The organism is Actinomycetota bacterium (genome assembly GCA_035765775.1).
Lineage (GTDB): Bacteria > Actinomycetota > CADDZG01 > JAHWKV01 > JAOPZY01 > DASTWV01.
This window is the reverse complement of the sequence record DASTWV010000009.1, coordinates 134,181-146,064: the sequence shown is the minus strand read 5'-3', so window position 1 is coordinate 146,064 and position 11,884 is coordinate 134,181. Positions and strand designations below refer to the sequence as shown.

11 protein-coding genes are annotated in these 11,884 nt (G+C 71.6%); 6 read left to right on the top strand and 5 right to left on the bottom strand.

From position 1 onward, the window contains the following. Positions 1 to 407 (bottom strand): fructose-bisphosphatase class II (locus VFW71_01965; protein ID HEU5001531.1); only part of this gene is annotated, 407 nt, incomplete at its 3' end. Between the two features lie 50 nt (positions 408 to 457). Further along, the gene (locus VFW71_01960; GenBank protein ID HEU5001530.1) at positions 458 to 1,999 is read right to left on the bottom strand and encodes a long-chain fatty acid--CoA ligase; all 1,542 of its coding nucleotides are present in this window, start codon (positions 1,997 to 1,999) and stop codon (positions 458 to 460) included. A gap of 137 nt (positions 2,000 to 2,136) precedes the next feature. Between VFW71_01960 and VFW71_01955 the strand changes: the two genes are divergently transcribed. Continuing rightward, positions 2,137 to 2,655 carry an OsmC family protein gene (locus tag VFW71_01955; protein ID HEU5001529.1) on the top strand — a complete coding sequence of 173 codons (519 nt, stop codon included), beginning with the start codon at positions 2,137 to 2,139 and terminating at the stop codon, positions 2,653 to 2,655. 156 nt (positions 2,656 to 2,811) lie between these two features. Here the strand turns inward: VFW71_01955 and VFW71_01950 are convergent, their stop codons facing one another. After that, positions 2,812 to 3,813 (bottom strand): ester cyclase, encoded by a 1,002-nt coding sequence (locus VFW71_01950; GenBank protein HEU5001528.1) that lies wholly within the window; start codon positions 3,811 to 3,813, stop codon positions 2,812 to 2,814. A 230-nt stretch (positions 3,814 to 4,043) separates the two neighbouring features. Here VFW71_01950 and VFW71_01945 point away from each other — a divergent pair, with 230 nt between their 5' ends. From VFW71_01945 to VFW71_01930, 4 genes are read left to right on the top strand one after another with little or no spacing between them, the layout of a single operon-like run. Further along, entirely contained in the window at positions 4,044 to 4,631 is a 588-nt protein-coding gene (locus tag VFW71_01945) for a dihydrofolate reductase family protein (protein HEU5001527.1), read from the top strand. Positions 4,632 to 4,659: 28 nt separating this feature from the next. Continuing rightward, on the top strand, positions 4,660 to 5,007 hold the full coding sequence (locus VFW71_01940; GenBank protein ID HEU5001526.1) for a YciI family protein: 348 nt from the start codon (positions 4,660 to 4,662) through the stop codon (positions 5,005 to 5,007). 21 nt (positions 5,008 to 5,028) lie between these two features. After that, on the top strand, positions 5,029 to 6,291 hold the full coding sequence (locus VFW71_01935; protein ID HEU5001525.1) for a sigma-70 family RNA polymerase sigma factor: 1,263 nt from the start codon (positions 5,029 to 5,031) through the stop codon (positions 6,289 to 6,291). Positions 6,292 to 6,302: 11 nt separating this feature from the next. After that, complete coding sequence (locus tag VFW71_01930; protein HEU5001524.1) at positions 6,303 to 9,437, top strand: AAA family ATPase; 3,135 nt, start codon at positions 6,303 to 6,305, stop codon at positions 9,435 to 9,437. On the opposite strand, the gene VFW71_01925 is transcribed toward VFW71_01930, so the two are convergent. Continuing rightward, positions 9,418 to 9,831, bottom strand: a complete 414-nt coding sequence (locus VFW71_01925) for a hypothetical protein (protein ID HEU5001523.1) — start codon at positions 9,829 to 9,831, stop codon at positions 9,418 to 9,420. The genes VFW71_01930 and VFW71_01925 overlap by 20 nt on opposite strands. Next, positions 9,828 to 10,208 (bottom strand): cupin domain-containing protein, encoded by a 381-nt coding sequence (locus VFW71_01920; protein HEU5001522.1) that lies wholly within the window; start codon positions 10,206 to 10,208, stop codon positions 9,828 to 9,830. The genes VFW71_01925 and VFW71_01920 overlap by 4 nt, the downstream gene beginning before the upstream one ends. Positions 10,209 to 10,315: 107 nt before the next feature. On the opposite strand from VFW71_01920, the gene VFW71_01915 reads away from it, so the two are divergent. Then, a complete protein-coding gene (locus VFW71_01915) occupies positions 10,316 to 11,878 on the top strand; it encodes an HD domain-containing phosphohydrolase (protein ID HEU5001521.1) in 1,563 nt (520 codons plus the stop codon). The last annotated feature ends 6 nt before the right edge of the window (positions 11,879 to 11,884 follow it).

Genomic DNA, 11,884 nt, shown 5'->3' with positions numbered 1-11,884 from the left:
CCGACCGCCAGCTTCTCCATGTAGACGCACGGGCCGGGATCGAACATGGTGCCCCGCTCGCTGGCCGCGATCACCGCCAGGGCGTTGGGCCGGCCGAGGGCGGTGGGGGTGGTCCCCTCGATCGGGTCGACGGCGATGTCGATGACCGGCGGGGAGCCGTCGCCCACCCGCTCCCCGTTGTAGAGCATGGGGGCCTCGTCCTTCTCCCCCTCGCCGATGACCACGACCCCGTCCATCGACACGCTGGAGAGCATGGAGCGCATGGCGTCCACCGCCGCCGCGTCGGCGCCGTCCTTGTCGCCCCGGCCCAGCCAGTGGGCGGCCGCCAGGGCACCGGCCTCGGTGACGCGCACGAGGTCCATGCCGAGGTTGCGGCCCGGGGCGAGGGGGGTGCGGTGGGTTTCCATGTGCGCATGCTATCCGCGGCGGCCCGGGGCCGGTTCGGGGCCGGTTCGGGTCAGCCGCTCAGGTCGGCCCGCAGCTCCCGCTTCAGGATCTTGCCCGTCGCCGTCTTGGGCAATGCGTCCCGGAACACCACGCCCCGGGGGTACTTGTAGGCGGCGAGGTGCTCGCGGCAGTAGGCGATCAGCTCCTCCTCGGTGGCGGCCGCCCCGGGCTTGAGGACAATCAGCGCGTGGATCTCCTCGCCCAGCGCCGGATGGGGGAGCCCGATCACGGCCGCCTCGGCGACTGCGGGATGGGCGTAGAGCACCTCCTCGATCTCCCGCGGGAACACGCTGAAGCCGCCCCGCAGGATCATGTCCTTCTTGCGGTCGACGATGAAGTAGAAGCCGTCGGCATCCCGGATAGCGATGTCCCCGGTGGAGAACCAGCCGTCGTGGATCGACTCGGCGGTGGCCGCCGGGCGGCGCCAGTAGCCCTTCATGATGTTGGGGCCCTTGATCTCGATCTCGCCCGGGGTGTCGGGGGCGTCGATGACGCGGCCCCCCTCGTCGGTCAGGCGGAGCTCGATGCCCCAGATCGGCGTGCCGATGGAGCCCGGCTTCCGGGGCCGGTGCAGGTGGTTGAAGGTGGCCACGGGCGAGGTCTCGGAGAGCCCGTAGCCCTCGAGGATGGAGACGTCGTACTTCTCGTCGAAGGCCCGCATGACCTCGACCGGCATCGGCGCACCGCCCGACACGCAGCGGCGCAGGCTGCTGAGGTCGTACTGGGCGGCCTCCGGGTAGTGCAGGAGGGCGACATACATGGTGGGGACACCGCCGAAGAAGGACACCTTCCGGCTCTCCATGGCATCGAAGACCGCCTTGGGCTCGAAGCGGGGCACCAGAACCACCGTGCCACCCACCACCAGCGGCCCGTTCTGCATGCAGGTCTGGCCGAAGATGTGGAAGAGGGGAAGGGTGGCCAGCGCCACGGTACCGGGCTCCAGGAGCACCACCTTGGTGGCGAAGGTGAGGGCGTTGAAGAACAGGTTGAAGTGGGTGAGCTCAGCGCCCTTCGGTTTCCCCGTCGTGCCCGAGGTGTAGAGGATGACGGCGGTGTCGTCGGCTTCCGTGGGGGGCAGCTCGCCGACCGGGTCGGCGGCCTGGATGACGGCGGTGAGGTTGTACGCCCCCTCAGGTGCCGTCAGGTCGGTCGGGTTGGCCTTGGCGAGGATGAGGTGGGCGCAGGTGTCCACCCGCTGGTGGGCGGCCTGGGCGCCGGGAGCGAAGCCCTCCCAAGCCACCAGGGCGGCGGCCCCCGAGTCCTCCAGGTGGTAGGCGATCTCGTCGGGGGTCAGCAGCACATTGAGGGGCACGACGGGGTTCCCGGCGTAGTGGCAGCCGAAGTAGCAGATGGTGAACTGGGGCACGTTGGGGATGAGCAAGGCCACGGGCCGGCCGGGCTCGACAGCCAGGGCGCGCAGGGCGCCGGCGAATCGGCGGGCGAGGGTATCGACGGTGCGGTAGGTGAGATCCGTGTCGCCGATGGCAAGGGCGATGTTGTCCGGGTAGGCCGAGGCGCTCTCCCGCAGCAGCAGGCCGAGATTGAGGCTCACTGTTCCCCCTCCTGAGGCCGGGCGTCGGGCCGGCTGCCCCGGGCGCTGGTGCCCTTCAGTGTGCGGCAGCAGAGCGGGGCCCCGCAATCGCTGGGGCGGCGTAGGCTCACGTGATCGGAAGGGATGAGGAGGGACGGGTGGATAGAGCAGCACTGCGCAGCATCCAGGGGCCTCTGAAGGCCCGCTACCGGGAGGACCCCGCAGCCGCGTTCGTCGTGCTGCGGGCCGAGGGGGAGCTGGGCGACGAGGGGGTCTCGTGCTCGGTCCGCACCGGCAAGGCCCTGGCGGAGGCGGGCCTGCACCCCACCACGGGCGGCGACGGGACGCTGCTCTGCTCGGGCGACATGCTCCTGGAGGCCCTCGTTGCCTGCGCCGGGGTCACCTTTCGGGCGGTGGCGATCAACCGGGGGATCGAGGTCCAGGGCGGCACGGTGCGGGCCGAGGGCGACCTGGACATGCGGGGGACGTTGGGCATGGACCCGGACGTGGCGGTGGGGTTCTCGAACATCCGGCTGTCGTTCGATCTGCGGACGAACGCCAGCGCCGAGGAGGTGGAGAGCCTGGTGGCCACCACCGAGCGCTACTGCGTGGTCCTGCAGACGTTGCTGCGGAACCCGGAGGTAACGGTGTCGGCAGGCCAGTCGCCGGCCGGGTAGGCAGTCGGCCGGCTTGGGCGCTTGAGGACGCTCCCTTTGAGGCCGCTGCCTTTGGGGCTGCTGCATTGAGGTCAATCTGCACCCGAAAAGCGTGTGAATCCACCTGCAATGATGTGGGCGGCGGCCGAGGGACCGCATGGGTGGACCCAGAACGCGTCAGGGCCGGACCCGGATCGCCGCCCGCATCATTCGAGGGACATTTGTCCCATTGGCCGGGACGAATGTCCCCGAGTTCGGCGGAGGGGCCGCATGGGTGGACCCCGAACGCGTCAGAGCCCGGCCCCGGCAGCCGGGAATCTCAGAAGTACCGCTCCTCAGGCAGGGCGTGGCCATTGGCGCACGTGCCCCGGCTGGATTCGGTGACCTTGCCGCACTCCGGGCAGCGGATGTGCTGCTTGATCCGCTCCGGGCCCATACGGTGAGGGTCACCGTTCCTCCCACGTCGCCATTGAAGAACGCCCGCACTGCCTCGGAGTGCGTGCCCTGGGAACGCAGCCGGGCAGGCGCATCGGCGTCGTCCCACGCGGTCACCGTGAACATCCGGTCCGGCGTGGTGATGCCGAGAAAGCCGATGAACCCCGGCAGCCCAAGCAGCTCCATCGATATGAGCTGGGACCGCTGGAAGACGTCCTGCCGGTCGGCGTCGTTCCGCACGTCGATGGCGGTGAAACTGAGGGCGCCGGGCTTGGTGAGGTTGCCCATCTGGGCGTAGGCCGCCGTACCGAAGGTGAACGGACCGATCGCATCGGCGGGCATCGGCTCGGCCTTCAGGCCCAGCTGCTGGTACGTGGTCTGCATGTCGAAATAGCCCTGGACCGAGGCCACCTTGTCTCCCGACACCGTGATGATGTCCACACCGGGCACCGCGATCGTGCGGCCCAGGGGCGGCCCTGCGGGCAGCGGGCCGGAGTTCGTCCCCCGCATCACCCACTGGAGGGTCACCTTCGCGCTGCCGCTCACCGCCCCCACGTCGACGATGTCGAAAGACAGATCGGGCAACATGGTGAGCAGCCCGGTGACGTAGCCGACAATCCCCGGCCCGCTGATCGGGCCGCCGCTCGTGGGGTCCTCGTACGTCCCTCCCTCCGTGAACACTGCGAGGATCTGCTCAGGATCCCGGGTGTTCCAGGCCTCGATGTACCCCCGTGCAACGTCCACTGGCTCCATCCGCCCCCCTTGCCTGCTTGGATGCCGAGAACTATCGCATGGCGAACAGCCTCCCACGGAGTGGCACGGGGAGGCCCCGCCGACCGAAGGACGACGGGCGGAACCCCCGGTCCGAAATCTTGCGACTTTTCTTGGCCCGGGTTGTCGAAGGCGCCGGAACCCGTTCGTTTGGAGGGTGAGGAACCGGAAAGCGCCGGTCACCACACGGAGGGAGCGCAGCGATGGGCAGGATCGTGGTCAGCGAGTTCATCACCCTCGATGGCGTCATGGAGGACCCGGGCGGCGCCGAGGGCACCCCGGGGGGCGGGTGGGCCTTCAAGTTCCAGCGGGGGCCGGCGGGCGACAAATACAAGCTGGACGAGCTGTTCGCTGCCGACGCCCTGCTGCTCGGCCGCACCACCTACCAGGGATTCGCCCAGGCATGGCCGAACATCAAGGACGAGCAGGGCTTCGCCGAGCGGATGAACGGGGTCAAGCACTACGTGGTCTCGAATACGCTCCGCGATGCGGAGGCCACCTGGAACAATTCCCAGGTGATCCGGGGCGACGTCGTCGCTGAGCTCACCAAGCTGCGGGCCGAGCCCGGAGGCGACCTGCTGGTGGCGGGCAGCCGCAGCCTGGTGCAGACCCTGGTGGCCAACGGGTTGGTGGATGAGTACCGGCTGATGGTCTACCCGCTCATCCTGGGCGGCGGCAAGCGCCTGTTCGGCGATCACGGCGTGCCGACCGGGCTGGCGCTCCAGGACGTGGCCCCGGCCGACGACGGCGTGGTCATGCTCACCTACCGCCCCATCCCGGCAACCCAGTAGCCCACAACCAAGCCCCAGAGGAGGAGCCATGACCCAGTACATGCTGACGGTGCACTCGGTGGAGGGCAACGCACCCCGAGAGGGCGACGAGTTGCAGCGGGCGTACCAGGAGGTCGACGCCCTGAACGGCGAGATGCAGGCCAAGGGCGTCTGGGTGTTCGGCGGCGGACTCCACCCGCCCAGCTCGGCCACTGTCGTCCGGGTGCAGGAGGGAGAGGTCCTGATGACCGACGGGCCATTCGTCGAGGGCAAGGAACACGTCGGTGGCTTCTGGGTGATCGAGGCCCCCGACCTCGATGCCGCCCTCGCCTGGGCCGCCAAGGCCACGGCGGCCTGCATGGAGCCGGTCGAGGTGCGCCCCTTCCAGAGCGAGTGAGCCGGGCACAGGGGGCTTGATGTGATCCAGGACCCGGTCCCAGCCGGGGCGGGCACCGAGGCCGTCGAGGCCGTCTTCCGGGCCGAGTACGGCCGGGCGGTGGCGGTCCTCGCCCGGGTCCTGGGCGACATCGACCTGGCCGAGGAGTCGATCCAGGAGGCGTTCAGCGTGGCACTGCAACGCTGGCCAGCCGGCGGGATCCCGCCCAGTCCCGCCGGCTGGATCATCACCACGGCCCGCAACCGGGCCATCGACCAGCTCCGCCGGGAAGCCTCCCGGGGCGACCGGCAGGCCCAGGCCCAACTCCTGCTCGCCCCCGGGGAGGCAGGCGAGACGGACGAGGAGAATCCCGTGCGCGACGACCGGCTCCGCCTGATCTTCACCTGCTGCCATCCCGCCCTGGCCCTGAGCGCCCAGGTGGCCCTGACGCTGCGCCTGCTGGGCGGGCTGACCACGGCGGAGATCGCCCGGGCCTTCCTGGTACCGGAGCCGACGATGGGCCAGCGCATCTTCCGGGCGAAGGCCAAGATCCGGGACGCCCGGATCCCCTACCGGATCCCCGCCGACGCCGAGCTGCCGGCCCGGGAGCGCGGGGTGCTGGCGGTCGTCTACCTGATCTTCACCGAGGGCCACACCGCCAGTGCCGGTGGCGATCTGGGCCGGGCCGACCTCAGCGCCGAGGCCGTGCGCCTGGCCCGGCTCCTCGCCGAGCTCATGCCGGACGAGCCCGAGGTGCTGGGCCTGCTCGCCCTCCTGCTGCTCACCCAGTCGCGCAGCGCCGCCCGGACCGACGCCGAGGGGGCGCTCGTGCTGCTGGCCGACCAGGACCGCAGCCGCTGGGACCGGGCCTTGATCGCCGAGGGCCAGGCCCTGGTGCGGGCGTGCCTGCGGCGCAACCAGCCCGGTCCCTACCAGATCCAGGCGGCCATCAATGCGGTGCACAGCGACGCCCCGACGATGGCGGACACCGATTGGGGGCAGATCCTGGCGCTGTACGACCAGCTGCTCGCCGTCGCACCGACCCCGGTAGCGGCACTCAACCGGGCGGTGGCCCTGGCCGAGGTCCATGGCCCGGCGGCGGGCCTGCGGGCAGTCGATGGCCTTGACCTCGCCAGCTTCTACCTCTTCCACGCTGTCCGGGCCGACCTGTGCAAGCGGATGGGGCGCATCGAGGAAGCCCGGAGCGAGTACCACCAGGCCACGGAGCTCACCGCCAACGCGCAGGAGAAGGCGTTCCTGGCGCGGGCGGCGCTCGCCCTGGGCACGAAGGAGGCGGTGCCGTAAGAATTCACCTGATGGCAACAGGGGCGGGCGGCCCCGCAGGGCAGCGATCGGGCTTCGTTGGGCGCCGGCGCGAGCTGGCAGAGCTGGTCGCGATCCTCGAGCAGGCTGCCGGCGGGCGGGGGCAGCTGGTGCTGATCGGCGGCGAGCCAGGCATCGGCAAGACGCGCTTGGCCGAGGAGACCGTCGCGGAGGCAAGGCGGCGCGGGTTCGCGGTCTCCTGGGGCCAGTGCGGGGAGGGAGCCGAGGCCCATCCTTACTGGCCCTGGATCCAGGTGCTGCGGGATCTGGGCCCGGAGGCGGCTGGGCCGCTGGGCGCCATGGAGGGCACGCCCGACGGGGCGGCTGGGCTAGCGCACGACGGCGACCAGCTCGGACGGCTCCGCCTCTTCGACGCTACTGTCCAGGTATTGCGCATGGCTGCGGGCCAGCCACGGATCATCGTCATCGACGACCTCCAGTGGGCGGACGCCGCCTCCCGGCTGCTGCTGGGGTTCCTCGCACCGATGCTGCCGGCGGCCGCCCTCGTGCTGGTGGCCACCCAACGGTCGGGCGAGCCGGGCGGAGACATCCGGCCGGCCCACGCCATCGAGTTGCGGGGCCTCCCGGAAGAGGAGCTGGGGGATCTGGTCGCCGCCGTATCGCCGAAAGCGGCGGAGCCCGGCGCCACCCGGCGCATCCACCGGCGAACGGGCGGCAACCCCCTCTTCGCGCGCGAGCTGGCCCGGCTGCTGGACCTGCCCGGGGACCCGGCGGATCTGCCGGTGACGGTCAGGGCAGTCCTGGGCCGGCAACTCGACGGACTCTCCCCCGGCTGCCGCTCCGTGCTGGAAGCCGCCTCGGTGATGGGCGAGACCGTCGACCCGGCCGTCGTGGCCGGCATCGCGGCCCGGCCCCTCTCCGAGGTCCTGGACCTGCTTGACGAGGCGCGTCATGCACGACTGATTGTCACGGCCGACGTCGCACAGGCATCCTTCGTACACGACTTGGTGCGCGAGGCGGTCATCGGACGGATCCCGGCGGCAAAGCGGGCGGAACTCCACCAGCGCGCCGGCGAGGCGCTCGAGGCCCTGCTCCCCAACCGGCCGGATCTGGCCGGAGATGCCGCCCGGCACTTCACCGCCGCGGCCGGGCCCGAGGCGCCCGCTAAGGCAGTGCGCTACGCCGCCGCCGCCGCTGACCGGTGCATGGCCCGCTTCGCCTACGAAGAGGCCGCCCGGCTGTATGCCCAGGCGCATGCGGCGGCCCACCGCAGTCCCGGTGCCGGCGACGAGGTCTGGCTTCTCCGGTGCCTGGCCTCCACCCTCCTGGCTGCTGGCGACACCACCGCCTCCCGGGCAGCCTATGCCGAACTAGCGGCCCGGGCCCGCGACCGGGGCGACACCCAGGTACTCGCTGAAGCGGCACTCGGGATGGGGTCGGGACCGGCGGGCTTCGACGTGACGATGCTGGACGACATCCAGATCGCCGCGGTCGAAGAGGCGCTGCGGGCGCTGGGTCCCGACCCATCGGCACTGCGGTCGCAGCTACTTGCCCGTCTGTCGTTGGCGCTCACCTATGTGGAGTCGGAGGCCCGGCGGGTCGAGCTGGCCGAGCAGGCGGTCGCCGTCGCCCGCTCGGTGGGCGATCCCCGGGCGGTGGCCGGGGCGCTGGCGGCGCACTGCGACGCCGTCGCCGGGCCCGACCACGTCGCCACCCGGCTGGAGGAGACGGCCGAAATGTTGGTCCTGGCGACCGGTCTGGGCGACGAGCAATTGGAGCTCATGGCCCGGCGCCTCCGGGTGGCGGCGCTGCTGGAGGTGGGCGACCTCGCCGCCGCCGGCGAACAGATCGACGCCTTCGCCCGCAGCACGGCCGCCCGCCACCAGGCCCTGTACGGCTGGTACGTGCCGATGTGGCGGGCGATGGCCGCCCTGCTGGACGGCAGCATGGATGGTGCCCGGCGACACCTGAGCGAGCTCGTGGCCCTCAGCCAACGCACCGGCAGCTTCAACGCCACCATCCACGGCTACACGCTGCGCTGGTGCCTGGACCTGGTGACCGGCGACGGGGAGGATGTCGCCCGGGTCCTGGAGGAGAGCGACCTTGGTGCGATCCCCGGCGTGTGGCCCGTCGTTGCCCTGGCCCGGAGCCAGATTGCCCTGGGTCAGCCGGCGGCGGCCCGGGCCTCCCTCGACCGGGCCGCACCCCTGCTCAAGCACGCCCCCAGGGACTCGGAACTGCTCGCGATGCTGGGCCAGCTGGCGGAGGTGGTATGGGAGCTGGGGGGCCACCCGGTGGCATCCGTCGCGTACGACATGCTGCACCCCTACCGTGGCCTGATGCTGGTGGAGGGTGGCGGTGCCGCGGTGCGCGGCTCCGTGGAGCGCCCCCTGGGCCAGCTTGCGACCGCGCTCGGTCACCTCGACGCCGCGGTGCAGCATTTCGAGGCCGCGGCCGCCCGGGCCCGGTCTCTGGATGCCCCCCTGCTGGAAGCCGAGGCCCGCACCGCCCTCGACCGGATCCGCGGCGGGCCGGCAGCGAACCCGCTCGGGAGCGCGGGCGCCAAGTCCAGCGGCACGCTCCGCCTGGACGGCAGGGTCTGGACCCTCGGCTTCGCCGGTCGGGAGATCCGCCTGCCGGACTCCAAGGGGCTGCGTGACCTCGCCCGCCTCGTGGCCAACCCGGGCAAGGCCATGGCCGCCCTGGACCTGGCCACCGGAGCACGATCGACGCCCGGGGGCGCACCCGCACCAGAACGCGGGGATCTGCCCGGTACGCCCGGTGACTTGGGCGAGGTGCTGGACGCCACCGGGAGGGAGACCTTCAAGCGCCGGTTGCGAGACCTGGACGGAGAGATCGACGATGCCGACTCCGCTTCGGACCTGGAGCGGGCCAGCCGGGCCCGGGCGGAGCGGGACGCCCTTCTGGATGCCCTACGGGCCGCCTACGGGCTCGGGGGGCGCCCCCGACACCCGGGGCACCCCGCCGAACGAGCCCGTAGCACGGTGACGGCCCGCATCCGCCACGCCATCGGCCTGATCGAGGGCTCGCACCCCGAGCTGGGCCGCCACCTGCGCCACTCGGTGAAAACCGGGGCCTGGTGCCGCTACGACCCCGAAGAACCGGTCGCCTGGACTGTTACCGCCGTCAAGGCCGCAACAAGGTGACCGCCTGCCGGTGCTTGGCCTGCAGCGCCGGGTCCCAGTCGCCGGTGCAGTACACCGACAGCGCCGAGATCCTGCCGTCGGTCACGTCGGCCCGGGCCATCTCCCGGCAGTACCAATCCCCATCGTCGGCGTTCCAGCGCTCGGTGAACTCGGCCACGAACCCGCTGGGGGTCGGGTCCACCCGCCAGGACGGCACGCTGCCCATGGCCGGGTGCGACCGGAGCCGGAGGTTCACCAGGGCATCCCGCCCGGTGAGCTGCACCCACCACTGCGGCAGGGTGAAGTCCACGAACACGTCGGCGGCGAAGACCTCCTCGTCGGCGATACCGGTCAGGAGGAAGCGCCTGAGGCCATCGGCAAGCGATTCGATGGCGCTCCCGTTGGCGGCACTCACTGGCGCGCTTTCGCGGCTTCGAGGTTGGCGCCGATCACAGCCATGGTCTGGTGCAGCTCCGCGGTCGGGGTGAACTCGATGAGCTCGGTCCCGCCGAACATCAGGGGCAGGTGCCCGGGGCCGGCAACGTAGGAATCGCCCGCCACGAACTCCTCGTCGTGGTCGGCGTAGCGGAACACGACCTTGCCGGTGACCACCGTGCCCCAGTGGTGGCACTGGCAGCGGTCGTCGGGCAGACCCTGGAACAGGAATCCGGGGTCGATGTCGGCCTTGTGGTTCTCGTAGCCCACCGTGGTGCCGTTGAGGTCCACGTAGCGGGCCTCGATCACGGGCTCGTCCACCAGGACGGGCGCCTCCTGCTTTGATGTGCGAGGCATGAATGCTGCTCCTCTCTCCCCCCACGGGGCTTGGGATGGCTCTGCCCCACAGGGCGTGAGATCACGCCTCACGCCGTGAGGTACCGTTTCTCCGGGGAGGGCGGGACATGGCGACGGGAACCGCTGCGCCGGGCATCCGGCTGTCAGAGCTGCTCGGCGTGCTGTCGCTGTCCACCGACCTCTCCCTGGGGCAGCCGATGGAGCACGTGCTGCGCGCCTGCCTCATCGCCCAGCGGATGGCAGAGCGACTGGGCCTGGATGACGAGCAGCGCACCGAGGTCTACTGGGTGACTCTGCTGGCCACGGTCTGCACCGCCGAGTCCTTCGAGCTGGTCCAGATCTTCGGCGACGACATCGCCTTCCGGGCCGGCGTCTACCACGTCGGGCCGTCGCAGCTGGCCATGATGCTGTACTCGCTCGGCCGGGCCGGGTCCGGGCGGTCGCCGGGCGCCCGGGTCAAGGCGGCGGCGGGGATCGTGCTGTCGGCCGGGCACAACGTGGAGGCCTCCTTCCAGGCGCACTGCGCCATCACCTCGGCGGTAGCGGGGAGGGTTGGCCTCGACGGGCGGGTGGGCGAGGCTCTGTTGAAGACCTTCGCCCGCTGGGACGGCAAGGGCCTGCCGCGGGGCTGCGCCGGCGACGAGATCCCCGCTTCCGTGGCCCTGATGCACCTCGCCGAGAGCACGGAGGTGCACTACCGGCGGGACGGGATCGGCGGGGCCGTCGACCATGCCCGGGCCTTCGCCGGGACCCAGTACTCGCCCGAGCTGGTCAACGCCTTCGCCGATGCCGCACCCGAGATCCTCACCGACCTGGACGAAGCCACCTGGGACCGGGTGGTGGCCGCCGAGCCCTGCCCGCGGCCGGCGCTCTCGGCGGAGGAGTTCGACCAGGTGCTGGAGGTGATGGCCGACATCGCCGACCTCAAGTCGCCCTGGTTCTCCGGCCACTCCCGGGGCGTTGCCCATCTGGCTTCCCGGGCGGTGCGGGCCGCCGGGCTGCCCGACCAGGACGCCGTGACCGTGCGCCGGGCGGGGATGCTGCACGACATCGGGCGCACCGGGATCTCCAACGCAGTCTGGGACAAGGCCAGTCCGCTGACCGAGGGCGAGCGGGAGCGGCTGCGCCTCCACGCCTACTTCGGTGAGCGGATGCTGCGCCGGCCGGCTGCGCTGGCGACCCTCGCGCACGTGGCGTCGTCGGACCATGAGCGCCTGGACGGCTCCGGCTACCACCGGGGCGCCCGGGGGGCGGACATCCCCCTGCTGGGGCGCTACCTGGCCGTGGCCGACGTCTACCACGCCCTCCTGGAGGACCGGCCCTACCGCCCAGGCTGGTCAGAGAAGGACGCCGCCGCCCACCTGCGCTCCGAGGCGCACGCCGGGCGGTTGGAGGCATCGGCGGTGGATGCCGTCCTGGAGGTCTCCGGCCACCGCACGGTGGGGACGCCCGCCGCCCCGGCGGGGCTGACGCCGCGCGAGGTCGAGGTCCTCGTGCTGGTGGCCCGGGGGGCGACCACCCGGCAGGTCGCCCGGACCCTGGGCATCACCCCGAAGACCGCGGGCAACCACATCGAGCGGATCTACACCAAGATCGGCGCATCCAGCCGGTCGACCGCCACCCTGTTCGCCATGCAGCACGGGATGCTGGCCACTCTGGAACCGGTCTGAACCCGT

What these genes read in the sequence shown, in the direction of transcription:
- VFW71_01945 (HEU5001527.1), top strand. Translation starts at nt 4,044, where the DNA reads ATGGGCAGGATCGTGGTCAGCGAGTTCATCACCCTCGATGGCGTCATG.
- VFW71_01940 (HEU5001526.1), top strand. Translation starts at nt 4,660, where the DNA reads ATGACCCAGTACATGCTGACGGTGCACTCGGTGGAGGGCAACGCACCC.
- VFW71_01930 (HEU5001524.1), top strand. Translation starts at nt 6,303, where the DNA reads ATGGCAACAGGGGCGGGCGGCCCCGCAGGGCAGCGATCGGGCTTCGTT.
- VFW71_01920 (HEU5001522.1), bottom strand. Translation starts at nt 10,208, where the DNA reads ATGCCTCGCACATCAAAGCAGGAGGCGCCCGTCCTGGTGGACGAGCCC.
- VFW71_01915 (HEU5001521.1), top strand. Translation starts at nt 10,316, where the DNA reads ATGGCGACGGGAACCGCTGCGCCGGGCATCCGGCTGTCAGAGCTGCTC.